13 protein-coding genes are annotated in these 25918 nt (G+C 75.8%); 7 read left to right on the top strand and 6 right to left on the bottom strand.

The features are described from left to right. Nucleotides 1-219 precede the first annotated feature (219 nt). Genes ACZ4SV_RS34455 through ACZ4SV_RS34435 form a run of 5 tightly spaced genes read left to right on the top strand, consistent with a single transcriptional unit; the run spans nt 220 to nt 14011 of the window. Complete coding sequence (locus ACZ4SV_RS34455) at nt 220-6222, top strand: type I polyketide synthase (RefSeq protein ID WP_468010242.1); 6003 nt, start codon at nt 220-222, stop codon at nt 6220-6222. Nucleotides 6223-6257: 35 nt separating this feature from the next. After that, nucleotides 6258-8030, top strand: coding sequence for an acyl-CoA dehydrogenase family protein (locus ACZ4SV_RS34450; RefSeq protein ID WP_468010239.1), 1773 nt, complete (start codon nt 6258-6260; stop codon nt 8028-8030). Between the two features lie 55 nt (nt 8031-8085). After that, nucleotides 8086-11415, top strand: a complete 3330-nt coding sequence (locus tag ACZ4SV_RS34445; protein ID WP_468010236.1) for a non-ribosomal peptide synthetase — start codon at nt 8086-8088, stop codon at nt 11413-11415. Next, on the top strand, nt 11415-12719 hold the full coding sequence (locus ACZ4SV_RS34440) for an MFS transporter (RefSeq protein ID WP_468010232.1): 1305 nt from the start codon (nt 11415-11417) through the stop codon (nt 12717-12719). Before ACZ4SV_RS34445 ends, ACZ4SV_RS34440 begins: the two co-directional genes overlap by 1 nt. Nucleotides 12720-12742: 23 nt before the next feature. Next, the gene (locus tag ACZ4SV_RS34435) at nt 12743-14011 is read left to right on the top strand and encodes a cytochrome P450 family protein (RefSeq protein ID WP_468010228.1); all 1269 of its coding nucleotides are present in this window, start codon (nt 12743-12745) and stop codon (nt 14009-14011) included. A gap of 52 nt (nt 14012-14063) precedes the next feature. On the opposite strand, the gene ACZ4SV_RS34430 is transcribed toward ACZ4SV_RS34435, so the two are convergent. Continuing rightward, a complete protein-coding gene (locus ACZ4SV_RS34430) occupies nt 14064-14753 on the bottom strand; it encodes a helix-turn-helix domain-containing protein (protein WP_397936045.1) in 690 nt (229 codons plus the stop codon). Between the two features lie 492 nt (nt 14754-15245). Between ACZ4SV_RS34430 and ACZ4SV_RS34425 the strand changes: the two genes are divergently transcribed. Further along, nucleotides 15246-16610: an alkaline phosphatase gene (locus tag ACZ4SV_RS34425; RefSeq protein ID WP_468010222.1), complete on the top strand. Its 1365-nt coding sequence runs from the start codon at nt 15246-15248 to the stop codon at nt 16608-16610. 100 nt (nt 16611-16710) lie between these two features. On the opposite strand, the gene ACZ4SV_RS34420 is transcribed toward ACZ4SV_RS34425, so the two are convergent. The 4 genes from ACZ4SV_RS34420 to ACZ4SV_RS34405 all read right to left on the bottom strand — a co-directional run bounded on the left by ACZ4SV_RS34420 (nt 16711) and on the right by ACZ4SV_RS34405 (nt 24019). Further along, complete coding sequence (locus ACZ4SV_RS34420; RefSeq protein ID WP_468010219.1) at nt 16711-20085, bottom strand: helix-turn-helix transcriptional regulator; 3375 nt, start codon at nt 20083-20085, stop codon at nt 16711-16713. 112 nt (nt 20086-20197) lie between these two features. Continuing rightward, nucleotides 20198-21172 (bottom strand): bis(hydroxyethyl) terephthalate hydrolase, encoded by a 975-nt coding sequence (gene bdeA / locus ACZ4SV_RS34415; RefSeq protein ID WP_468010215.1) that lies wholly within the window; start codon nt 21170-21172, stop codon nt 20198-20200. Between the two features lie 666 nt (nt 21173-21838). After that, nucleotides 21839-23071: a cytochrome P450 family protein gene (locus ACZ4SV_RS34410; protein WP_468010211.1), complete on the bottom strand. Its 1233-nt coding sequence runs from the start codon at nt 23069-23071 to the stop codon at nt 21839-21841. Between the two features lie 372 nt (nt 23072-23443). Further along, nucleotides 23444-24019 (bottom strand): AMIN-like domain-containing (lipo)protein, encoded by a 576-nt coding sequence (locus ACZ4SV_RS34405; RefSeq protein WP_365883407.1) that lies wholly within the window; start codon nt 24017-24019, stop codon nt 23444-23446. 312 nt (nt 24020-24331) lie between these two features. On the opposite strand from ACZ4SV_RS34405, the gene ACZ4SV_RS34400 reads away from it, so the two are divergent. Beyond that, on the top strand, nt 24332-24604 hold the full coding sequence (locus tag ACZ4SV_RS34400; RefSeq protein ID WP_468010206.1) for a hypothetical protein: 273 nt from the start codon (nt 24332-24334) through the stop codon (nt 24602-24604). A gap of 124 nt (nt 24605-24728) precedes the next feature. On the opposite strand, the gene ACZ4SV_RS34395 is transcribed toward ACZ4SV_RS34400, so the two are convergent. Then, the gene (locus ACZ4SV_RS34395; RefSeq protein WP_468010202.1) at nt 24729-25898 is read right to left on the bottom strand and encodes an anhydro-N-acetylmuramic acid kinase; all 1170 of its coding nucleotides are present in this window, start codon (nt 25896-25898) and stop codon (nt 24729-24731) included. Between the last annotated feature and the right edge of the window lie 20 nt (nt 25899-25918).

Genomic DNA, 25918 nt, shown 5'->3' with positions numbered 1-25918 from the left:
CAGTGTCGGCAAACAACAGGGAAAGATTGCCGTAAGACTCCGGGAAGTGACCGCCGTAATGCCGAGGCAATAGCGCGCGAGCGGAGGTTCCTCGGGGTTGACACAGGTTCGGATCTTGCAATACTTGATCACTCAACGGGGCGATAAGTAATGCGCCGCATGGTTCTGGCGGCGCGCGGGCGCGACGAACAGGTACGCCGCATAGCTTACGGAGATCCGATGACGCAGGAGAACTCTGTCGCCATAGTCGGGTTGAGTTGCCGATTCCCCGGTGCTCACAATTTCGAGGAGTACTGGAGAAACCTCTGCGCGGGCATCGACAGCATCAGCCGCTTCGACCGGCCCGCACTCGACGCGGCCGGAATCGACGCCGCGCTCGTCACGGATCCCCGGTTCGTTCCCGCGCGCGGAGTGGTGCCCGACGGTGAACTCTTCGACCGGGAGTTCTTCGGATACAGCGCCGCCGAGGCGGCGACGATGGACCCGCAGCACCGCGTCTTCCTGGAGTGCGCCGCACAGGCCCTGGACGACGCGGGCATCGACCCCGACCGGTCGGGGAGGTGGACCGCCCTGTTCGCGGGCGGTGACCACACGCCCGCGCCGCCGGCGGGCCGCGTCGACACCGCCACGGCCACTCAGCGTCTGATCGGGCGGGAGAAGGACTTCCTGGCCACCCGGGCCGCTTACAAACTCGACCTGCGCGGCCCGGCGATCACTGTGCAGACCGCCTGCTCGACCGGGCTGGTGGCGGTCCACCAGGCGTGCCAGGCGCTGCTCGGCCACGAGTGCGACGTGGCTCTCGCCGGGGCCGCCACGCTCCACCTGCCGCAGGTCGGCGGTCACCTCCACCAGGAGGGGTCGATCCTCTCCGCGGACGGCCGCTGCCGCGCCTTCGATGCCGACGCCTCGGGCACCGTCAACAGCGGCGGGGTCGGCGTCGTCGTGCTGAAACGTCTCACCGACGCGCTGGAGAACGGCGACCGGATCATCGCGGTGATCCGGGGCTCGGCGGTGAACAACGACGGCCGGGAGAAGGTCGGTTACACGGCGCCCTCGGTGGCGGGGCAGCGGGACGTGATCAGGATGGCGCTGGCCCGGGCGGGCGTCTCCTCCGACGAGATCGGCTACGTGGAGGCGCACGGCACCGGCACACCCGTCGGGGACCCGGTCGAGGCGGCCGCGCTGACCGCGGCGTTCGCCGCCGAGAGCGAGGGCTCCCGCACCGGTCCCTGCCTGCTCGGCACCGTGAAGGCCAACATCGGCCACGCGGGCGCCGCGGCGGGCATCGCCGGCCTGATCAAGACCTCGCTCATGCTGCACCACCGCGTCTTCGTCCCGACCCCGCACTTCTCCCGCCCCAACCCGGCCCTGGACCTCGACGCGTCACCGTTCCGGGTCAGCACCGAGTACCGGCCCTGGGAGCAGACCGGCGCCCGGCTCGCCGGCGTCAGCTCCTTCGGCATCGGCGGTACCAACGCCCACCTCGTCCTGGAGGAACCGCCCCGCACCGAGCCGGGCGACCCCGGGGAGACCGACGGGACACACGCCCTCTGCCTGTCCGCCGCCACGCCCGAGGCGCTGCACACGATGCGCACCCGGCTGGCCGACCGGTTCGGCGCGGCCGACGCGCCCCGGCCGGCGGACGCGGCACGGACCCTGGCCGCGCGCCGGCGCTTCCCGTACCGCCTGTCGGTCGTCGCCGGGACCGCCGCCGAGGCCGCCGCGCTGCTGCGGGGCGGCGACCGGACCACCCAGGCCGCGGAAACCCCCCGGATGGCCTTCCTCTTCCCGGGGCAGGGCGCCCTGCAAGCCGGTCACGGACGGGCCGCCCACGCACTGCTCCCGGTCTTCCGCGAGGTCTTCGAGACCTGCCGGGCCCACGTCCGCGCCCGCCACGACATCGACCTGGCACCGGCGCTGGACCCCGGCACCTCCCCCGACTGGTTCCTCGACACCCGCCACCAGCAGCTCGGCCTGTTCGTGTACGGCTACGCGCTGGCCCGGCAGCTGTCCGCCTGGGGCGTCACCCCGGAGTCCTCGCTGGGTCACAGCGTCGGCGAGTACGTCGCCGCCACGGTCGCCGGCGGCTGGGACTGGCAGGACGCCCTGGACCTCGTCCACGCGCGGGCGAGCGCGATGCACCAGGCGCCGCCCGGCCGGATGCTCGTGGTGCGCGCACCGCTCGACGAGGTGGCGCCGCTGCTGGACGACAGCCTGTCGCTCGCCACGGTGGGGTCCGGTTACGTCGTCGTGTCCGGCCCTGCGGAGCGGATCGAGGCGTTCGCCGCGGGCCGGCAGGCCGCCGGCACCGCGAGCCGGCTCCTTCCGACCGCGCACGCCTTCCACTCCCCGCTGATGGCGACCGCCGCCGAGGACCTGCGCAAGGCCGTGGCCGACGTGCCGGGGAAGACACCGCACGGGACGTGGATCTCCGGGCTCACCGGCGAGCGGACGGCCCCTGGGCAGGCGCAGGACCCCGACTACTGGGCCCGGCAGCTCACCGGCACCATCCGGCTGGACCTCGGGATGCGCACGCTCGCCGAGGGCGGCGCGCCGGTCCTGGTGGAGCTGGGTCCCGGGGACTCGCTGACCCGGGAGGCGGTCCGCCGGTCGGCGGACCTCGTCGCCGTCCCGCTTCTGGGCCGCTCCCCGTCCGACGAGCGCAGGACCCTGCTCGGCGGTCTCGCGCGGCTGTGGGAGGAAGGGGTGGACGTGGAGTGGGAGTCCCTGCCGCCCGTGCGCGCCGGACGGATCTGCTCCCTGCCGCCCCACCCGCTGGCCCGTACCGCCGTGCCGGCCCCGCCCGCGGCACCGCTCCGTCCGCCGGCGGCCCCGCCGACCGCGGCCCCGTCCGCCTCGCACGGCACTCCGCAGGCCGTCACCCCGGTGTGGACGCAGGCCTCCGCCACCCGTCCCGACGCCTACGAGGTGCTGCTGGCCGGAGACTCCGCCGGGCTCGGCCCGGCCCTGTCCGGTCACGGGGTCACCTCGGTCGCCTGGCGGCCCGGTGCCCTCGCGGCGGCGGCCGGCGACTTCGCGGTCCGGGCCGGTCGGCGCCCCCTGGTGATCGCCGTCCCACCGGAGCGGGAAGCGCTGCCCGGCCCGGACGCGCCGGGTGTCGCCCCGGTGCTCGCCGAAGCGGCCGAGACCGCCGGGCGGCTCGGCGCCCCCCTGTTCGTCGCGGGCCGCGGACTGACCGACGTGCTGACCAGCGCCCCGGCGGCCGCCGCCCCCGACTGGGACGCCTGGGCCGCGCACCACTCCCGGACCGGACAGCCCGTCGCCCTGCTCGACCTCGGCGACGGCGCCGCACCGCCCCGGCTGCCCGGCCCCGAGGCCGGCGCGCACGCCTGGCGCGGCGGGGTCTGGTGGGATCTCGCACCGCGGCCCCTGCCGCTCTCCGCCGCCGCGGCGGACGGCGCGCCCCCGGCCTGGACCGTGGTCGGCGACGGCCACCCGCGCGCCGCCGCGCTGGCCGCCGACCTGGCCGAACAGGGCCTGCCGGTACGGGAGTACGTCGAGGCCGCGCCGCTGCCCGATCTCACCGCACCGGTGCACGCCGCCGCGGACGGTGTGGCCTGGACCAGCCGGACCACACCGCTCACCCGGCGGACCGAGCTGAGCCGGACACTGGATCTGTACTGCGCCGGGCTGACCGGACAGCAGATCGTGGCGATGACCGGCCTCACGGACGGCCGGCGGATGACGGACGAGGAGCTGCGCCGGCGCATCGATCCCGGCCGGCGCCTGCCCGCACTGACCGACTTCTGCCTGCGCGTACTGGAGCAGGAGGGCTGGCTGTCGCGGGACGGCGACCACTGGCAGGCCGCCGGCACCCTCACCGCCTCGCTGGCCGCGGCGCTGGCCGTCGGCTCCGGGCTGGACGAACTCCCGGGCCTGAAGCGGATGCTGCGCCATGTCACCGCCGCCTACCCCGACGTCTTCGCCGGTCGCCGCACCCCCGTCTCGGTGCTCTACCCCGACGCCGACACCGGGTTCCTCGACGACTGCCTGCGTGACAACCGGATTCCGCTGGACGACTGCGCCGCCGCGCTGGAGGCCCTGCGCGACGTCGTGCGCACCGCGACCGCCGGAGCCGAGGAGACCGGCCGCACGGTGCGCGTCCTGGAGATCGGCGCGGGAGCCGGCCGGCTGACCTGGCCCCTGCTGACCGAGTGGCCCGGCCGGCGGAACATCGAGTACCACATCACCGACGTCAGTCCGCTGATCGTCCGGCGTGCCGAGGCGCGCGCGGCCGAACTCGGTCTGACCGACCTGCGGTTCTCCACCTACGACATCGGCACGGACCCGGTCGAGGAGCAACTTGTGCTCGGCAGTTACGACTTGGTGCTCGGGTACAACGTCGTCCACGTGGCCGAGTCGGTCCCCACCGCGCTGCGCCGGCTCGCCGGGCTGCTGCGGCCCGGCGGCCGGCTGGGTCTGGTCGAGGTCACGGAGATCGCCCGCTGGTCCCATGTCATGTGGGGTCTGGCGCCGGGCTGGTGGGACTTCGGTGACGAGCTGCGCACCGACTCCATCCACCTCGACGCGCCCACCTGGCTGCGCGCGATCGACGACGCCGGATTCACCGACGTCAAGGCGGTGGACGCCAGCCTCACCAGTGACCACCTGGTGGTCTTCGCGGCCGGCCCCGGACCCGAACAGGCGCCAGGAGACGACGGGTTGATCTACCTGCCGGCCACCGGCCATGCCGGCGCGGACCGGTGGCGGGAGGTGCACGAGCGGCAGCCCGGCCGCGCCCCCGCCTGGGTGGTCACCGAGGACCCCGACTCCTGGGAGGGCGAGCGGCTGCGCCGCGGTCTGGATCCCTCCCCGGACAGCCCCGCCTGGGGGCACCTGGAGGTGCCCCGCGTCGATCCCGGCCGGCTGGCGCGTCTGCTCGCCCTGGACCCGCCGCCCGGACGCCTGCGGCTGCCGGACGGCCCGCCCGCACCCGAGGCGGAGCAGACGGCCCCGGCTGCGGACGCCGGGCTCACGGCACCGGCGCCAACACCGGCACCGGCACCGGCCGCACAGGTCACACCGGCCGCGCAGACCCCGGCCGGACCGTCCGGCACGGTTGACGCGTCGGGCGTGGACGGCGCGGACAGCACGGCCGGCACGGCCGGCACGGACGGTCTCGCCGCGGACCTGGCCGCCCTGTGGTGCGAGGTGCTGGGCACGCCCACGGCGGGCGACGACGCCGACTTCCACCGGCTCGGCGGAGACTCGCTGATGCTCGTGCAGCTCAGCGGACTGATCGGCCACCGGCTGGGGCACGACGTGCCCGTCACGTCGCTGCCGCACGACCTCACCTTCGCCGCGCTGGTCAGCACCGTCCGGCAGCGCGTCCCCGCCGCGGGACAGCACCGCGCCCCCGGCACCACGGCACCGGCGGCGCCTGCCGACGCCGCGCCCGCCCACCTGCCCGACCACCTCACGCTGCTCCGCGCGGCCGACTCGGGCCGCCCGCTGTTCCTGGTGGCACCGGCCACCGGCAGCACCCTCTGCTACCGGCAGCTCGCCGGCCATCTCGACGGCAGCCGGCCGGTCTACGGCCTGGACGCGCCCGGCCTCGACGACCACCGCCGTCCGCTGGCCCGCCTGGAGGACATCGCCGCGCACCACGTCACCGTGTTGCGGCAGGTGCAGCGCACCGGGCCGTACCTGCTGGGCGGCTGGTCGTACGGAGCGATGGTCGCCCACGAGATGACCCGCCTGCTGGAGACGATGGGCGAGTCGGTGGAGCTCCTTGTGGGCATCGACGGCTTCCTGCCCGCCACCGGCGGCCTGCCGGTCGGCGCCCTGCCGCACTGGCTGGTGCCCAGCCTGGGCCTGCAGTGGGAGGCCCGGTTCCGCGGCCCCCGCGCCCGGCGCCTGGTGCCGGACCGGCCCGAGGGCGAGCTGCCCCGGGTGCGGGAGCTGGCCGGGCTGCGCTTCACCGCCGGTGTGCCGGACTACGTACGGCTGCACAACACCAGCATCAGGGCCATGCTGCGCCACCGTCCCCGGCCGGTCCGCGCACCGCTGCTGCTGCTCAAGGCCGGCACCGACCAGGACCGGCGTACGCGGCTGGGCCGGCGCCTCGCCCCGCTGTACGGCGCCGGGGTGACCGTGCGCCCCCTGCCGGGCGACCACCACAGCATCCTGGGCAGCCGGCACGTACCCGCGCTCGCCGCCGCGATCGACGAGGCCCTGGCGCCGCCGGCCTCCGGCCGCTGACGTACTCCCCGCCCCCCACCCCGATTGGCTTGCCCATGGTGCAGCAACGTCCCGCCCAGCCGCGCAACTTCTCCTCCGACCCCGACCGCCCCAGCTTCCTGGAGGAGCTGTACCAGGGCCGCTTCCGCTGGGATCTGGTCCACCCCTTCGCCGAACAGGACGCGGCCGACCGCGCGGCCGGGGACCAGGCCGTCGCCGGTCTGGGGGCCTTCCTGCGCGAACACGTCGACCCGGCCGAGGTGGAGGCCTCGGGACGGCTGCCCGAGAGTCTGTACCCGCTGTTGCGGTCCCGGGGCTATCTGAGCCTGCAGCTCGACCCGTCGCTCGGCGGCCTGGGCCTGTCGCACTTCAACGTGTTCCGGGTCGTACAGGCCGCCGCGAGCCACTGCTTCCCGGTCGCCCTGGTGATGGGCATCGAGAACTCGGTCGGCACGCCCGCCTTCTGGCCGGTGGTGGCGGACGGGCCGCTGAAGGACCTGCTGCACCGCCACCAGAAGCTGGGCGGCCTGTCCGGCACCGCGGACACCGAGCCCGGCGGCGCCGCCAACCAGCACCGGGCCACCACCGCCGTGCCGGTCGACGGCGGGTCGGCGTACGTGCTCGACGGCCACAAGATCTTCGTGGGGCACGCGCCCCTCGGCACCCTGTTCAGCGTCACCGCGACCGTCCGGGAGAACGGCACCGTCACCAACCAGGTCTTCTTCGTGGAGGCCGACACCCCGGGGTTCTCGCGCGGGCAGTGGCACGAGTTCTCCGGCATCCGCGGCTTCCCCAACGGCTGGATCACCCTGGACAAGGTCCGGGTGCCCGCCGAGCACCGGCTCCTGGAGGAGGGGAACGGGCAGGCCCGCCTGACCCCCGCCGTCTCCCGGCTCGTCACCCGGGGCCGGCTGCACATGATCGTGGCGCCGTCGCTGGCCGTGGCGAAGCTGTGCTGCCGGTGGTCACGGGAGTTCGTCAGCCGCCGGGTCGTGGACGGGCGCCCGCTCGGGGAGTACGACGAGATCCAGCGCCGACTCGCCGACACGCTCGCGGAGACCTTCGCCGTGGAGAGCGTCGCCCGCGCCGCCCTGCTCAACGAGGACCAGGACCTGGGCCGCAACACGGCGTTCGAGCAGAACGTCGCGAAGAACATCGCCTCCGTCGTCGCCGGCCGCGTGGCCGACCGTACCCTCTCCCTGCTGGCGGCGGAGGGTTACGAGACGGCGGCGAGCAAGAAGCGCCGCGGGGCACCGGCGCTGCCGGTGGAACAGGCCGTCCGCGACGTGCGGAACATGCGGATCTCCGGCGGCGTGGACTTCCTGATCGACTACTGGCTCGCGGGCCGCAACATCCTGTCGTACTACTACCCGGAGCCCGACGAACCCCAGGCCCCGGCCGCGCCGGACGCGAGCCTCCTGGACGCCGACCTGACCGACCGCAACCGCGCCCATCTCGCGGCGGTCGTCGGGGAGACCCACCGGTTCGGGCTGACCTGCCGGGAGCTGGCCCGCCGCCATCCGGACCGGTCCGCGCTCGCCGCCCGCCAGCGCGTGCTGGTCCTGCTCTCCCGGATCTCCGCCGAACTGTTCACCATGGCGGTCGTCCTGGCCCGCGCCTCCGGCATGACCCGGACCGCCGCGCCGGCGGCCGAGGACGGCCAGCACCTGGCCGACCTGTACTGCGAGGCGGCCCGGCACCGCGTGGCCGGGCACCTGCGTCAGCTCCGGGACGCCGCCTCCGACGAGGAGGGCGCCGACTACGCCGGGCAGAGCACGGGCTGGCTCTCGGCCACCGGCCCCCACCCGCTCTCCGAGGACCTGCTCTGAGAGGGAGCGGCGGCACCCGCCGGGCCGACACGTACTCGACGAAGGAGCAGTTGCCATGACGGTCCCCGACCACACCACCCAGGGCCGCCCGTCCGGCGCCCCGGAGCCGGACGAGGAGGTGGTGGTCCCGGCCTCGGCGTTCCAGCAGCGGATCTGGCTCGCGGAGCGGATGGACGCCGCCGCCACGTACAACGTGCCGCTGGCCTGGCGGGTGGCCGGCCCGCCGCTCGACGCGGACACCCTGCGGCGGGCCTTCGCGCTGCTGGTGGCACGGTTCGAGATCCTGCGCACCCGGTTCGAGGAGCGGGACGGCACCCTGCGGCAGCGGATCGGCGCGCCCTGGAGCCCCCGGGTGGACCAGGTCGACCTGCGCGCGGAGGACTCCCCCAAGGACGCGCTGCACGCGTGGCTCGGCCGGGCCGCCGACGAACCGTTCGACCCGGCGTCGGGCCGGCTGCTGACCGCGGCGCTGCTGGAGACGGGCGGCCCCCGGGGACAGGTGCTCTTCGTCCGCCTGCACCACCTGGTGTGGGACGGCGAGTCCGCCCCGATCTTCCTGCGCGAGCTGGCCGACTGCTACGCGGAGGCGTCCGGCGGCGGCCCGGCGCCCGGGCACGGCCCGGACCCGGCGGTGCCCGGCAGAAGCGACGGCCGCGCGCAGTACCGGGATTTCGTCGCCGCGCAGGACGGCGGCGACGCCGGGCAGCGGGCCGCCGAGCTGGCGTACTGGACCGACCACCTCGCCGGGGCGCCCGCCCACCTGGACCTCTCGCCCTGCGGACCGGACCCGGAGGGCAACGGCACCGTGACCGTTCCCCTGCCCGCGGGCCTGGCCGCCCGGCTGCGCCGCGTCCAGCAGGAGCAGGTCTGCACCTTGTACCAGCTCGCGGCGACGGCGCTGGCCGCCGTTCTGCACCGCTGGACCGGCCGGGACGACGTCGTCTTCGGTGCCCCGCTCGCGCAGCGCGACGACCCGCGCTTCGCGGGGCTGATCGGGCCGTGCCTCAACACGGTGGCGCTGCGCTCGCGCCCCGCCGCCGACGCGACGCTGCGGGACCTGCTCGTCGGTCTGCGCGACGAAGTCCTGGAGGCGTACCAGCACAGCGGCATCCCCTTCGAGAAGGTGGTGGAGCGGCTGAACCCGCCGCGCCGGCCCGGCCACGTCCCGTACGCCGGGGTGACCCTGAGCCTGGAGACCGTCCCCGCCGAGCCGCCCGCGCTGGGCGGGAGCACGCTGGTCAGGCTGCCGCTGTCCGCGCAGGACGCCGGCTACCGGGCCAAGTTCGGCCTGACCGTGGTGCTGACGGTCTCCGGTGACACCCTGGAGGCGGCCTTCTCCTACCGCGGCGACCAGGCCCACCGGGCCGACGTCGCCCGGCTGGCGGCGCTGTTCGGGCGGCTGCTGGCCCGGCTCCCGGAGTCCCTCGGCAGCCGTCTCGACACCCTCGACCTGGTGGCGGACGACGCCGCGGAACTCGCCCGCCTGGACGCCTGGGAGAACGGCGGCGAGGCCGGCCCGGAGACCACCGTCCCGGAACTGCTCGGCCGCTGGATCCGCGAGACGCCCGACGCCCCGGCCGTGGACACCGCGCGCGGCGTCCTCACCTACGCCGGACTGCACCGGCGCGCCCTGGCCCTCGCCGCGCGCCTGCGGCCGCTGTGCCCGGCCGACGACCCGGTGGTGGCCCTGCTGCTGCGCCGGGGCGAGGACCTCGTCGTCGCGATGCTCGCCGCCTGGTACGCGGGCGCCGCCTTCTGTCCGCTGGACCCGGACGCCCCGGCGGCCCGGGTGGGCGAGCTGCTCGACGACCTGGGCGCGTGCGCCGTGATCGCCGACGGCCCCTCCGGCGCGGCGCACCCCGCCACGGCCGGCCTCCCGGTCCTGGACGTGCCGGGTGCCGTGGCCGGCCGGCCAGGAGAGGACCGGCCGGGAGAGGACCGGCCGGCGACGGGCACGGACGCCGTCGGCCCGCACCTGGCCTCGGCGCAGGCGGCGGCGTACATCGTCTACACCTCCGGTACGACGGGCAGGCCGAAGGGCGTCGTCGTCCGCCACCGCGGCCTGGCCCAGCTCGTCTCGTGGGGCCGGGAGTCGTTCGGCCTGGGACCCGAGGACCGGACCGGGCAGCTCCTGGGAGTCGCCTTCGACGCCACCCAGTGGGACGTGTGGTCGGCCCTCGCCTCCGGCGGCTGCGTCGTCCCCCACGAGGGAGCACCGGCCGCCGACGACCTGGCGGACTGGCTCACCCGGCGGCGGGTCTCCGTCGTCCTGCTCGCCACCCCGCTCGCGGAGGCACTGTGGGCGTCCGGGGCGGCACTGCCGAGGCTGCGCCAGCTCATCGTCGGTGCCGCCGCCCTGACGAGGACGCCTCCGGCCGGCACCCCGTACCGGATACGCAACGCCTACGGTCCCACCGAATCGACCGTGATCGCGCTCACGCACGACCTCTCCGGCGGTGCCACCGGGCCGGTGAACACCATCGGCCGGCCCATCGCCGGGACCCGGGCCGAGATCCTGGATGCGGCGGGGCGGCGCTGCGCCGCCGGGGTGCCCGGCGAGATCGTCCTGCGGGGCGCGGGCGTCGCGGCCGGCTACTGGCGGCGGCCGGAGCTGACGGCGGAGCGCTTCCACGGCCCCGCCGGCCCGGTCTACCGCACCGGCGACCGGGGCCGGTGGCTGCCGGACGGCACCGTCGAGTACCTGGGCCGGGCGGACCGGCAGCTGAAGGTACGGGGGCACCGGATCGAACCGGGCGAGATCGAGGCGGCGCTGCTGCGGCACCCCGCGGTGTCCTCGGCCCTCGTGCACGGCGACCCGGGCCGCACACCCGAGCTGGTCGCCTACCTCGTCGCGGCGGCACCGGCCGGGCAGCGGCCCGGCCGCGTCGAACTCCTGGACGACCTGCGGTCCCGGCTGCCCGCCCACCTGGTCCCCGAGGCGTACGTGTGGCTGGACCGGCTGCCCCTGAACGCCAGCGGGAAGGTCGACACCGCGCGGCTGCCGCGGCCGCGCCGGGAGGACCTGCCGGTGGCCGCCGAGCGGACCGCCCCGCGGGACGACACGGAACGGCGGATCACGGCCGCCTGGGCCGAGGTCCTGGGCCGCGACGAGATCGGCGTGCACGACAACTTCTTCGACCTGGGCGGCAACTCCCTGCTGCTCACCCGGCTGCACACCTCGCTCACCGGGCGCGGGTTCGCCGCGCTGACCCTGACCGCGCTCTACGAGCACACCACGGTCGCCGCTCTGGCGCGGTTCCTCACGGCTTCCGCGGCACAGCCCGCCGCGCCCGCCGACGGGCTCCGCGACCGGGCGGCGCGGGCGCGCCGGGCGCTGGCGGAGCGGGGCTCGCGCGGCCGGGGCGGCCGGGGAAGTGACGGCTGATGTCCGCACCGTCCGGCAGCGCATCGCGCGGCGTGCTCCGCACGGTGCTGGTCGCCGAGGTGCTCTCCATGAGCGGCTCGCAGCTCAGCGCCGTGGCCATGCCCTGGTTCGTCCTGGAGAGCACGGGTTCGGCGGCGGACATGGGGGTGGTGATGGCGGCCCAGATGATCGCCGTCGCCCTCTTCGGTGTGCTGGGGGCTCCGCTGAGCGGGCGCCTCGGCCCGCGCCGGGTGCTGGTGGCGTCCGACTACAGCCGTGCCCTGCTGGTGGCGCTGGTGCCGCTGCTGCACCAGGCCGGGGTGCTGCCGCTGCCCGTGGTCATGCTCCTGCTGTTCGCCATCGGCTCCTTCTTCGCCCCGTACACCGCCAGTCAGCAGGCGCTGCTGCCGTTCCTCGCCGGCGAGGACGAGAAACTGCTCAGCCGGGCCAACGCCGGCCTCCAGGGCGCGACCCGCCTCGCCATCCTGATCGCGCCGCCCGTCTCCGGGCTGCTCGTGAGCTGGCTCGGTGCGCCGACCGTGCTGCTCCTGGACGCCGGGACCTATCTGGCCTCCGCGCTGATCCTCGGTTCCCGCATCCCGCGCGGCCTCGCCCCGCCGGTCCGCACCGCCGGCCGGAACACCGGGGCCGCGGTGCGCGTGCTGCGCCGCGACCGGCTGCTGGGCTGCTGGACCGTCGGACAGGTCCTCACCGAGACGGCGTGGCAGGCCCTGTTCGTCCTGCTGCCGGTCCTCGCCCGCGAGCAGTACGGCGGCTCGGCGAGCCTGGCCGGTCTGCTGCTCGGCGCCTTCGGCGGCGGAGCGCTCAGCGGCACCCTGCTCGTCGGACGGGCGCTGCGCCGTCTGTCCCCGACGCGGCTGTCGGTCCTCGGCAGGCTCGGCCAGACCGCGGCCTTCTTCGCCCTGCTGCTGCCGCTGAACGCGCTCGGACTGGCCGCCGTCCTGTGCGTCGCCGGGCTGCTCAACGGCCTGTCCAACGGGCCGATCGCGGCCGTGCGCACCGCGCGCATCCCGGCTCCGCTGCGGTCGACGGCGCTCACCCTGATCGCCGCGTTCGGGCTGACCGGCGGGAGCGTCGGCCTGGTCGCCAGCGGAGTGGCGGCGGAGAGCCTGCCGCTGCACACCGTGTTCGCCCTGCTGGCCCTCTGCCAGGTCCTGGCCGCCGTGTGCTTCGTCCTCGGCGCCCGCGGGGGACGGCGGGGGACGGCGGCGGAGCCGCCCGGCGGCACCGGCCCGCCCGTGCCCGTACCACCCGGCCCCGGCCAGGACCGGCGGCCCCCGCGCCCGGACTCACCCGACGCCTGACGGACGACCAACGAAGGATGCCGATGACCTCGCTCGCCCAGCGCTGCTGCCCGCACCTGGCAGCCGCTTCCGCCACCGACCACACCCTCGGGCCCGACTTCGTCCAGGACCCCTTCCCCGCCCTCGACCGGCTGCGGAGCGAGGGCCCGGTGCACCTGGTCACGCTGCCCAACGGCGCCGAACGCTGGCTGGTCACACGCCACGACGACGTGCTTCGGGCCCTGGAGGACCTCCGGCTGAGCAACGAGCTCGGGCGCGGTCTCCAGCAGAGCCTGCCGCCCGAGCCGCTGCCGCCGCGCGCCCAGGTCAGCCTGCGCACCACGCAGCTCCTCGGCCGCGCGATGGCCAACCTCGACCCGCCGGACCACGACCGCCTGCGCAAGCTCATCGTCCGGGGGTTCAGCGCCAAGCGCGTCGAGGGGCTGCGCGACCGCATCCAGCGCAGCACGGACGAGCTGTTCGACGCGCTGGGGGACGCGCCCGAGTTCGACCTGGTCGAGACGGTGGCGAACCGGCTCCCCATCACGGTGATCTGCGAGCTGCTGGGCGTCCCGGCCACCGACACCGCGCTGTTCCGCACCGCCGCCTCCGTGGTCGGCGGCCATATCGCCGACGACGAGGCCGCGCTGCGCGTGGTCGCGGCCCTCGACGCGTTCGACGCCTACGTACGCGAACTGATCGACGCCCGCCGTGCCACGCCGCGGGCCGACCTCATCAGTGACCTCCTCGCCGCCGAGGCGGACGGCGAACGCCTGACGGAGGACGAACTGGTCAGCATGGTCGGGATCGTCCTCTTCGGCGGCTACGAGCCCTCCGCGCAGCTGATCGGCAACGCCCTGGTCGCGCTGTTGCAGCACCCGGACCAACTCGCCGCCGTACGGGCGGACTCCGGCCTGATCCCGGCCGTGATCGAGGAGACCATGCGGTACGACGGTCCGGTCACGCCGGGACTGAGCCGCTATGCCCTGGAAGACGTCGAGATCGGGGGCACGACCATCCCCAAGGGTTCCTACGTCATCGTCAGCACGGCCTCCGCCAACCGCGACCCCGAGCACTGGCCGGACCCGGCGACGTTCGACATCGGTCGGTCGTTCACGGCCCGTTCGCTGGGCTTCGGTCACGGACTGCACTACTGCGTGGGGGCCCGCCTCGCCTCCCTGGAGGTGGAGATCGTGCTGGCCACCGCGCTGCGCCGCTACCCCCGTCTGCGGCTGGCCGTCCCGGCGGCGGAGATGGAGCGCCGGCCGGGTGCGGTGCGCGGCCTGCGGGCGATCCCGCTGCGGGTCGACTGAGCGCGGACGGGCCGGCGCCTCCGGTCCCGCGGGACCGGAGGCGCCGGGCGGCTCACCAGGTCTCGATGCGGCGGCCGGTCAGCGCGGTCAGGGGGATGCGGACCCAGACCTCGCGCTCCCCGCCGGCCCACGGCGCGCTGTAGGCCCGCTCGGCGAGTCGGCGTACGGCCTCGGGATCGGTCACGGCCTCGGCGCGGCCGCGCACCACCACGCTCCAGCCCTGGCTGAGCGCGTCGTCCACGCGGTCGACCTCGAAGGCCACCTCGCGGCCGAGTCCGTGCAGCGCGGCCGTCCCGCGTTCCGTCCGCAGGACGACGGCGTCGTCGATGACGGTGTAGTTGACGGGTACGACGACCGGGGCCGCGTCGGTGGACACCGCGATCCTGCCGACGCCGTGGGCCGACAGCAGCCGGCGGCACTCGTCCTCGCCCAGTTCGGTGAAGCGGGGCGTGCGGGCGGCCTGCCCGATGCCCGGCGGCAGGTCGACGTTGCCGCCGCCCAGCTCCGTGGGACTGGTCCGCAGCGCCCCGGCCAGCCGGAGCAGGGTGCCGGCCTCCGGTACGGCGGTGCTGTGTTTCTCCAGGTGCTCGATGTAGGTCGGTGCCATGGCCGCCCGGAACGCCAGTTCCGCCACGCTGAGGCCCAGCTCGCGGCGGCGCCGTTCGATGCGGCGCCCGAGGTCACCCTGCGGGGGCCCGCCGTCCGCCGGCGGCTGCTGTCCCGGTGCTGCGTGTTCGGCCATGGTTCCTCACTCCTCGGGCCGTCGGCCGTCGCCCTGCATCTCCACCATGACCGATCCCACGGCACCCGGCCCGGCCAAACGGCCCGCGGCCCGGCGGGGTACGGCCGCCCGGCCGCGTGCGGTACGCCGGCCGGGTGAGCGCGGACCCGCCGGGAGCTGCGTGGTCAGGGGCGCGGGCCAGACCAGCCGGGTGCCGCCGCCCTGGCGACGGTGTGAGGCCCTCGCCGATGAGGGCCGGGATGTCCCGTTCCCGCCGGGTCAGCCCGGGCAGGGCGTGCGGCCGGGACGCCGGCTCGGGTCCGCCGCGCCGCCGGACCGTGAGCCGGCCGGTGGCGCCGGGGTGCGGCAGCGAGCGTCGGCCGCCTTCCCGGGTGCCACGCGCCAGCCACTCGCGCCGCACCAGGGGTTTGCGAGTGGTTCACGGACGGGTGGTGGGCTGATGCCCGTCGCAAGCCGTTCATCCCGTCCGGGATGTTTCAAGGAGTCGTTTCCATGCACAGACCGTCCCGCCGTCACCTCACCCTGGCCACCGCGCTGCTGGCCTCCACCGCCGCCGTCGCCGCCGTCACGACGGGCGCCGGCGCGACCGACACCAGGCAGCAGGCCGAGGACGCCATCCAGGGCGGCAAGGCGAAGAACGTCATCCTGCTGATCGGTGACGGCATGGGGGACTCGGAGATCACGCTGGCCCGTGACTACACGGTCGGCGCCAACGGCCGCCTGAACATGGACAAGTTCCCGCTGACCGGTGCGTACACGACGTACGCCGTGCACGCGGACGGCACACCGGACTACGTCACCGACTCCGCAGCGAGCGGTTCCGGCTGGGCGACCGGTGTGAAGACGGTCAACGGCCGCATCTCCAAGACGCCCGGCTCCGACAAGGCCGTGCGGACGATCCTGGAGCTGGCGCAGAAGAACGGCTACGCCACCGGCAGCGTGACCACCGCCGAACTGACCGACGCCACCCCGGCCGTGCTCGCCTCCCACGTCACCGACCGTTCCTGCCAGGGCCCGGCCGACATGGCCAAGTGCCCCGCCGACACGATCGCGGCGGGCGGCCCGGGCTCGATCGCCGAGCAGTCCGTCAACCACAAGGTCGACGTCCTCTTCGGCGGCGGCAGGCAGCGCTTCGACCAGAAGGTCACCCACGGCGCGTACAAGGGTCTCACCGTCACCGAGCAGGCGAAGAAGCTGGGTTACCAGGTCGTCACCGACAACGCCTCGATGAAGGCCGCCAAGCCGGGCAAGCCGGTCCTCGGCCTGTTCGCCGGCGGCAACGTGCCGGTCGAGTGGACCGGCAAGCCGGCCGCCGTCGGCGGCACCGCCCCGCAGCGCTGCGTCACCTCCAACCCGAACCGGCCGGCCGCCACGCCGGCCCTGGCGGACTCCGCCACCAAGGCGATCCAGCTCCTGGAGGCCAAGCAGCAGCGCAAGCACTCCAAGAAGGGCTTCTTCCTGCAGATCGAGGGCGCCTCCATCGACAAGCAGGACCACGCCGCGGACCCGTGCGGGCAGATCGGCGAGACCGCCGCCTTCGACCGCGCGGTGCGGGTCGCCCGCGCCTACGCGGCCAAGCACCCGGACACGCTCGTCGTCACCACCGCCGACCACGGCCACACCAGCCAGATCGTCCCGCTGGAGGCCACGCCGCCCGGCCTGTCCTCCACCCTGGTCACCAACGAGGGCCAGCCGCTGAAGGTCAACTACTCGACCAACACGCCGGGCCAGTCCCAGGAGCACACCGGCACGGAGGTGCGCATCGCCGCCCAGGGCCCGCTGGCCTACCGGGTGCTCGGCGTCACCAACCAGACCGACCTGTTCACCACCCTGCGCGAGGCGCTGCGCCTGAGCTGAGCGCCGTGACGGGAGACCGCGGACCGTGCGGGAGGGGAGACCGGACCACCGGTCTCCCCTCCCGCATGCCGACCTCCCGGCCGACGGCGCGGCCGTGCGGTCACTCGACGAGCCCCGACAGGAACGACGTGTGCCGCGACGGCGGTCGCGGCTCCACGGCGGTCTTCGCCGCCTGCTCCACCAGGCGCGCCAGTTCCACCCGGGAGCGGACACCGAGGGCGGCGAAGACCTTGCGCAGGTGGTAGTCGACGGTGCGGGTGCTCACCGACAGGCTCAGGGCCACCTCCCGGTTGGTGAGTCCCTGGGCGACGCGGCGGGCGATGCGCAACTGCTGCGGGGTCAGCCGGGCCAGCCCGTCCGGAAGGACCGCGGCCCCGGCCCCGGCCGCTCCCGTTCCGGCCCCGCCCAGCACGCCGTCCGCCCCGGCCCCGGTGACCCCGTTCGCCCGGAGTTCCGCCGCCGCCTGCTGCGCCCACGGCCCGGCACCGCAGCGCTCGAAGTCCAGCAGCGCGGCCCGCAGTTGGCTCCGCGCCTCGCGCAGCCGCCGGCGTCGGCGCAGCCACTTGCCGTACAGCAGCTCCGTGCGCGCCCGTTCGAAGTCGCCGGCGGTCTCCCCGTGCCGCCGCAGCGCCTGCCGGTACAGCGGGTCGGCATCCTCGGGTGCGGCCAGCAGGGCGCGGCAGCGCAGCAGTTGGGCCGCGGCCTGCGGGTCGGCGTCGCACGCGGCCCACGCCGCGAAGTCCTCCACCGCGTCCCGGGCGCCCTCCGGCTGCCGGGCGAGCGCGCACGCCTCCACGTAACACGGTACGGCGAGCATCCAGACGGCGAAGTGGCCCGGTCCGGAGCCGGGCCGCACCAGCGGTGCGAGCCGCTCGGCGGCCTCCCGGGGCCGGCCGTGGCCCAGATCGGCGCGGGCCATCGCCCACTGGGCCAGCGCGGCGGCCTGGGCCAGCCCGTGCCGGCGCGCGATGGTCATCGCCGCCGTCGCGTGGTCGGCCACGGTGTGCGCCTCGCCGGCGATCGACGCCGCCAGGGCCAGTACGGCGTGGTGGTGGGCGGCCGTGTTGCGCTGCCCGGTCCGGTAGGCGCTGCGCAGGCCCTCCTCGGCGTGCGCGCGGGCCGACGCGTGCCGGCCGGCCCGCAGTTCGCCGTAGGCCAGGTACTCCAGGGCGCGCGCCTCGTGCAGCGCCGACCCGTGCGTACGGGCCACCGCGAGCGCGCGGGCACCGGCCCGGCGGGCGGCGGCGATGTCGCCGAGCAGCAGGGCTGCCGAGGCCGCGCGCAGCAGTTCCTCGGGGTCGTCCGTCGTCCACGCGCGGTCCACGACCCGCCGCAGCGGGGCCCCGGCCCGGTCGAACCGGCCGTGCAGGACCGCGCACATGCCCGCGCAGTGGTCGCGCAGGGCCGAAAGGACACCGCTGTCCCGGGCGGCCGGGACCTCGGGTGCCCGGTCCGCCGGGCCCGCGCCGGCCGTCTCCCGCCCCCGGTGGACGCCGGCCCACGAGCGGCCCTGTGCCAGGGCACGCAGGCACGCCTCCACGTCGCCGGCCGACCAGGCGGCGTCCGCAGCGGCCAGGGCGGCAGCGGCGGACCGCTCGGTGTCGTACGGAGCGGACAGCGCCCCGGCGAGCAGCAGGGTTTCGCGGGCGTCGTCGACCGGGCCGTCCCAGCGCAGTACCGTGCCGCGCAGCAGTTCGGCACGCGCGCGCACCGCCGCGGGCACCGGCCGGCCGCGGTCCGTGTCGAGCAGCCGCAGCGCCTGGGCGGACCGGCCGGCCAGGAGGGCCTGCTCGGCGGCGGCCGTGTGCCAGCGGACCCGGTCGGCGCCGTCCGAGGCGAGTTCGGCGGCCCGGGTCAGGGCCGTGCAGCGCAGCGCGGGCGGGGCCGTCGACGCCGGGTCCGCCGCACTGTCCGCGAGCCCGGCCGCGAGCGCCGGTGCGGGGGCGGTGCGGGTCCAGGAGCGGTGCAGCAGCGCGAGGGGACCGGGTCCGGCGGGCAGCACGCGGGCCAGCGCCGCGTGGGCGGCCCGGCGCCGCTCGGCCGGCGCACCGGCGTACACGGCCCGGCACAGCACCGCGCTGCGGAAACCGACCCGGCCCTCGGCGGCGAAGAGCGCCTCCGGCAACGCGACGAGCCCCGGCCGCGGCACGCCGTCACCGGCGCCGGACCCGTCGGGGGCGACGCGGGGTGCGGGCCGGGAGGTGCCGGCGGGCGGGGCCGGCCGGGGATCACGGAGAGGAGCGCGATCCGGGGTGCGCCCGACGCGCGGAGCGGGCGGGGCGGGCGGGGCGGGCGGGGCGGGCGGCGGATCGGTGTCCGCGGGGCACTCCGCGGGTGGGGCCGGGAGACGCTCGCCGCTCGGCACACCCTCGGTGCGCGGGGCGGGCAGCGGGTCAGGGTCCGGTACGCGCCCGGAGCGCGGGGCCGACAGCGGGTCATGGTCGGGTGCGCGCCCGGCGAGTGGTACCGGCCGTCCGTCCCGGCCCGGCTCCTCCTCGACGGGCGGGGTCGGCGGCAGCGCGGTGTCCGGTGCGGCTCCGGCGAGTCGTGCCGTCGCGCGGTGTACGGCCTCGGCGTCGGCGGCCGGCTCGCCCGAGACGTGGACGGCCGCCGCGGTCACGAGCAGCATGTCCCGGTGCAGCGGCGGCAGCCCGGTCAGATGGCGGCCCGCCAGCGCGGTCAGCGTGCCGGCGTCGGCCAGCGGGCGCGGCAGCGGTGCGGCGCCGCCGAGCTGAGCCGGCGTCAGGCGCTGGAGCACCCCGAGGAGGAGGCCCGGGTTGCCTTCCGCGGCGGCCGAGATCTCCTCGCGCACCCAGGGGTCGAGCGGTACGGGCGCGGCGGCGTCCAGCAGGGCGGCGGCGTCGGCCGTGGACAGCGGGGCGAGGCGCAGCAGCGGCAGGCCGCCGAACTCCGGGTCCACCGGCCGGTGTCCGGCGACGGTGAGCAGCAGGGCGATCCCGCCTCCCGCGGACAGGCACGCGCCCAGCCGGCCGAGGGCGGCCCGGGAGGCGGTGTCCCACAGATCGGCGTCGTCGACGCAGAGGAGGACGGTACCGGGCGCGGCGGTCGCCTCCAGGGCGCCGATGAGCCGGCGCACCGGGCCGGCGGCGACGGCTGTCGGCACCCCGGCCGCCCGGCACAGCGCCCTCAGCCCGGCCAGCGGCTGCCGGAACCGGCCGGACCGGCCGGACTGGTCGGACCGGGTGGACACGGTCACCACGGACCCGGCACCGGACCCGCGGACATCCGGCACCGTCACCACCGGGCCGGCCCCGGACCCGCGGCCGCCTGGCACCGTCACCACGCGTCCGGTGCCGAACGCGCGGGCGGCCAGGGCCAGGAGGGTGGAGCGGCCGCTCCCGGGCTCGCCGGTCACGACGCACGCCCCGCCACCGCCGAGCCGCTCCAGCAGGGCCGTGACCAGACCCGGCCGGCACCGCGGTACGGCGAATCCCGCAGCCGTCTGTCCGCTCATTCCCGAGACCTTACTGACCCGTAAGGAAGTGCGGAAGCCATACGTCCGGGTCCCGCGGTACGGCCCCGGTGCCTGCCGGGTCCCGGACGGACGGGCGGGTACGGACAGCCGGTCAGGAGGTGTGCGGGCAGTTGCCCCGGTACTCCTCGATGGTCAGGCCCGGCCGCGGCAGCGGGCACAGGAACTGCTCGTAGCGGGTGTCGTCGTCAATGAACCGCTTCAGCCAGGAGACGCTGTACTTCGCGATCGTCGTGTTCGAGGTGTTGGGCGTGAAGTGGGTGGCGCCGTTCAGCTCCAGGTACGCCCGGTCGAGCGAGGCGGGGAGCGTGGTGTAGAAGGGCTCGGCGTGGGTGGCGACCGGGGCGATCGTGTCACCGTCGGCGCCGAAGATCAGGGTGGGGGTCTTGATCTCGGGCCAGGTCTTGTCGAGGTTCCACGGGGTCATCGGGATCGCCGCCTGGAGCGAGGGCCGGGTCTTGGCCGCCTCCAGGCTGCCGCCGCCGCCCATCGAGTGGCCCATGACGCCGAGGCGGCTCGTGTCGATACGGCTGCGGACGGAGCTGCTCTGCGTGAGGTAGTCGAGCGCGGCGAGGAGCTGGTTCCCCCGGGAGTCGGGCTGGTCGAGGGTGGTGAGCGTGTCGATGGTGAAGACGACGAACCCCTGGGACGCCAGACGGGGCCCGAGCCAGGAGATGCTGGACTGGGTGCCGGTGTAGCCGGGTGAGACGGCCACGGCGCCGAAGGTGCCGTCGGCGGTGCTGGTCGGGTAGTAGATGGTGCCTCCGCCGAAGCCGGTGACGGCGAGCCGGGAGACGGTGGTCTCCGCGACGCTGTAGGGACCGCGGGCCGCCTCGATGCTCGATTCGGTGGGCGCCGGGCCGCGCTCGTAGGGGTTGTCCGCACCGTGAGCCGCCGGCCCGCCGAGCGTGGTCAGGCCGACGACGGCGGTGACCGCGGCGGCGAGGGCCGCGAGCCGGCCGGTACGGCGGCGGCGGGCCGGCCGGGCCGGACCTGAAGGGTGGGACGGCGCCGGGGCCGTGGTGCTGGTGCCGGTACTCGTGCTGGTGCTGGTGCGCGGGTGCTGCACGACGAGTCGTCCTCTCTGTCGCGGCGAGCCGCCCGTGCGGACGCGGGACACGCGAGAACGCGCCGGTCGACGGGGGTCGCCAGTGGGGATGCCAGTGGGGTTGGCAGTGCCACTGTCGGTGCCGCGCGACAGGACCGGACCGGCAATGTCACCGGTCTTGTGCCGGCACGGGCAGCCGAGGGCGTCCCTGCCCGGGCAGACTTCAGCGACGTACAGCCCGGAGCGGTCGGGCGCGTCGGACAGCCCGAAGAGGTCAGGCGCCCTCGGGCAGACCGAAGCGGGCCGGGCTCCGAACGGTCAGCCCGGAGCGGCCGGACGCCAACCGTCAGTCCGGAGCCACCGGACGCCGAACGTCAGCCCGAAGCGGCCGAGCGCCCCCGGACAGGCCGGAGCGGCCGGGCACCGCCGGACAGGCCGAAGTGGCCGGACGCCAACCGTCAGTCCGGAGCCACCGGACGCCGAACGTCAGCCCGAAGCGGCCGGGCACCGCCGGACAGACCGAAGTGGCCGGGCGCCGAACGGCCAGCCCGGAGCAGCCGGGCGCCTCCGGACAGCTCGGAGCGGCCGGACGCCGAACGGCCAGCCCGGTCCGGTCGGACGTCGAGCCGTCAGCCCCGACCGGTCGGGCGCCGAACCGTCAGCCCCGGCCAGTCGGGCGCCCAGCCGTCAGGCCGTCCGGCCGCCGGGAGTGAACGTGACGGGCAGCCGCGCGGGTCCGCGCAGGGCGCCGGGCCGTCGGGTCAGCGCGGCCGGCGGCACCGCGAGGGCCAGGTCCGGGAGGCGCCGCAGCACCGTCCCGATGGCGATCCGGCCCTCCAGCCGGGCGAGCGGTGCGCCCAGGCAGTAGTGGATGCCGTGCCCGAAGGCCAGATGCCCGTTGTCGCCCCGGGTGACGTCCAGGGTGTCGGGGTCGGTGAACCGTGCCGGGTCGCGGTCGGCGATCGCGGACGCGACCAGCACGGTCGCCCCGCGCGGGATGGTCACGCCCGCGATCTCGACGTCCTCGCGGGCGAACCGGGCGATGCCCGGACTGACCGGTCCGTCGTAGCGCAGGAACTCCTCGATCGCGTCGGGCAGCAGTTCCGGACGCTCCCGCAGCAGGGACAACTGCCCCGGGTGGGCGAGCAGCGCGGCGATGCCGCCGCCGATCAGGTTGACCGTCGTGATGTACCCGGCCACCAGCAGCAGGAAGGTCATGGCGAGGAGTTCGTCGTCGCTCAGCCGCCGTTCCTCGTCGTGGGCGCTGATCAGCGCGCTGAGGAGATCGTCGCCGGGCCGGGCGCGCTTGGCCTCCAGGTGTTCCGTCAGGTAGGCGTGCATCCGTCGCCACGCCTGGTCGACGACGGCCGGGTCGGGCAGATGCTCGTCGCGGACGAGCATGGCGTCGGTCCACCGCTGGAAGTCGTCCCGTTCGTCCACCGGTACGCCGAGCAGTTCGCCGATGACGGTGACCGGCAGGGGCAGCGCGAAGTCCGCCACGAGGTCGACCCGGCCGGCCGGCGCCACCTTGTCGAGAAGCCCGTCGGCGATCTCCTGGACGCGGGGCCGCAGCCCGGCGACCCGGCGCGCGGTGAACGCCTTCGAGACCAGGCGGCGCAGCCGGGTGTGGTCGGGCGGGTCGGAACGCAGCATGCTGCTCATCATCGACTCGCGTTCGAACCGGGGTAGCTGTCCGGTGAGGCGCGGGTCCGCGGCGTCCCGGACATCGCTGCTCAGCCTCGGGTCGGACAGGGCGGCGAGTCCGTCGTCGTAGCGCGTGACCAGCCAGGCGTCCAGTCCGCCGGCGATCACCGCACGCCGGACCGGGCCCTCCTCGCGCAGCCGCCGGTAGAGCGGGAAGGGGTCCGCCAGGAAGGCCGGGTCGGAGTACGGAAGAAGGACCGGCGGCTCCTCGTTCATCGCGCCTCCCAGGCCGGTTCGACACCGAAAGTGTCGCTTTGTCGACACCGAGGGGCATATACCCGCAATCGCCGGTACGGCAACGACTCCGTCGGCCGGATGGCGGACGCCGGCCGTCCCGGAGGGGCTTCCCATCCGACCGGCGGACGGGTAGGTTCCGGTTACCCCGCGTCGGTGCGGCTTTCCGGCGCCGGGCCCGCCCTCCCGGGGCGGCGGGCGCGCGGGGTCCAAACGTTCATCTCTGCCCGGAGCCGAGCACGCGGCGCCGGCGGGCAGACCTCAGGCCCGCCGGCCCCCACCACGGCACACCGGCCGGCGCACCCGTCCGGACGGGACGGCCCACGCCGTGTCGTCCGCACCGCGCGGGAGCCGTCAGCGGCCGCCCGTCCAGGTGTGCGCCACGTCGATCACGAGGCGGCCGGCCGGCCGGGTCACCCGGAACGGCAGGCGGGCGCGGACACCGAGGCCGACCTGCGTCTCACCCTCGAAGCTGCCGGCGAACCGGGTGTCCCGGAAGGCGCGGTAGCCGCCGGGATCCACACCGGGAAGGGGCCGCCCCGCCTGCCCCGGGTACGCGGGTTCGCCGCTTTCCGGGTCGTACGCGGGCGCCCCGACCCGGATGTCGAGTACGGCCCCGCCGCCCACCGGGATGTGCCGGCCGGTGGCGTTCTGCACGAGCCGGTCGACGTACTGGACGTGATAGGCGAGGGCACCGCCGCCGGGCACGTCGAAGACCATGCGGTCGAAACAGTCGTGCCGGCCGGTCCTGATGTCCTTCAGCGGCACGGCTCCGGTGGCGACACCGCCCTTCGCGCCGCTGCCCCAGCCGGTCGGACAGGCCGGGCCTCGGGCCGTGGCCGCCGTCGCGGTGCCCGCCGCTGCCGTCCCCGCGCCCAGCCCGGCTCCCGCCAGGACCAGCGCCGCCATCGCCGCTGCCGTTCGTCGCATGATGTCCCCCTTGACCGCTCCTCATGCTGCTATGAGGTGAGACACCCCGGTTTGCCGGATGGTTGCACGCCGCCACCCGCCCGTTGATTCCGGCGATTCATTCGCCCGGGTGGCTTGTCAGAAACACGTGACGGTCTCTACAGTCCCCACAACACCTAGTGGGAGCGCTCCCACTGTATACGGGCGGGACGCGCCACCCCGTACCGGCGTACGGCCGTCGGGCCGCCGTCAGGCCGTCGCGCCGGCACGCCACCCAAGGCCGCACCACCCGGTTCCGCCTCGCACACCCGCGGATCACCACGAGGAGGGCACGTGACCCACCGTACCGGCCGGGCAGCACGCGAAGACCGCGCACACGTGCCGGAACCGGGCCGCTCCCGGCGCCGTGCCGCCGTGGCCGCCGCGGCACTCACCGCGCTGGTCCTGGGGCTGACGGGCCGGCTCGGCGCCGGTGACCCGGGCCTGCCGACGAGCGGGGCCGCCTGGTCCCGCTCCGGCCAGGCCGACGGCCAGAACCGCGCTACCGACCCCGCGCACACCGGCGCCCCGGCGGTCCCTGTCCGCACCGGCACCCCGCCCGCCTGAACCGTCCGCGCCGGGACGGCTCCCGGCGCGGCTCGCTCGTCCTCGCCCGCCCGGGTGGCACGGTCCCCGGGCGGGCGAGGCTCCCAACGTCGTCCGCGCCGTCACGGCGGGACCCACCGGACGGTCAGCGCATGACGCGCAGCACGCGCGGGGGCCGTGCGGCGGGTTCGGGCAGGCGCAGCGGGGACCGGCCCGGGGTGATGCTGCCGAGTACGGTGGCCCGGCGCGCGCCGGTGCCCGAGGGCAGCGTGCCGGGCAGCCCGTGGGCGGTGAGGAAGCCCAGGACGGCGAAGGCCAGCGCCTCCTTGGCGGCCGACGGCAGTCCCAGGTCGTCGCTGCGGCCGAGCGGGACGCCCGGCAGTTCCTCGCCGATCAGGCGCATCAGCACCGGGTTGCGGGTGCCGCCGCCGGAGACGACGAGCCGGGTGACGCCGTGGGCGCGGCAGGCGTCGGCCACGGTGACGGCGGTCAGCCGGGTCAGCGTGGCCAGGACGTCGGCGGCGGCCGGCACGGGCACGGCGTCGAGCGCCCGGAGCAGGTAGGGCAGGTGGAAGTGTTCCTTGCCCGTGGTCTTCGGGGCGGGCCTGCGGTAGTAGGCGTCGTCCAGCAGGAAGCGCAGCAGGGCGGGGACGGCCCGGCCTGCGGCGGCCCGGCGGCCGTCCTCGTCGTAGGCGGCGGCGCCTTGGGTGAAGTGGTGGACGGCCGCGTCCAGCAGGGCGTTGGCGGGACCGGTGTCGAAGGCCAGTGGTGCGGCGCCGGGCGCGAGGACGGTGATGTTGGCGATGCCGCCGAGGTTGAGCGCGGCGGGCGTGCCGGGCAGGCCCGACAGCAGCAGGGCGTCGGTCAGGGCGACCAGCGGCGCGCCCTGGCCGCCGGCGGCGACGTCGCGGCTGCGCAGGTCGGAGACGACCGGGAGTCCGGTCGTCTCGGCGATCCAGGCGGGCTGGCCGAGCTGGAGCGTGCCGCGGACCGTGCCGTCCTCCACCCAGTGGTGGAGGGTCTGCCCGTGGGAGACCACGAGGTCGGCCGTCCCGTCGCACAGGTCGCGCAGCGCGCGGGCGGCGGCACCGGCGAACGACCGGCCGATGCCGGTGTCCAGGGCGCAGATGGCCCGTGTGGTGGTGGCGGCCGGGGGCAGGGTGGCGGCGATCAGCTCCCGCACCTCGTCCGGGTAAGGGACGGAGAGGTGTCCGAGGGGCCGCAGGAGGAGGCTGTCACCGTCCAGGGCGAGGTCGGCGGCGGCGGCCTCGATGGCGTCGTAGGAGGTGCCTGACATCAGTCCGATCACCCGCACGGCGTCTCCTTCGGGCAGGG

It is taken from the genome of Streptomyces sp. NPDC027672 (assembly GCF_055566335.1).
This window is presented reverse-complemented; position numbering and strand designations above follow the sequence as displayed.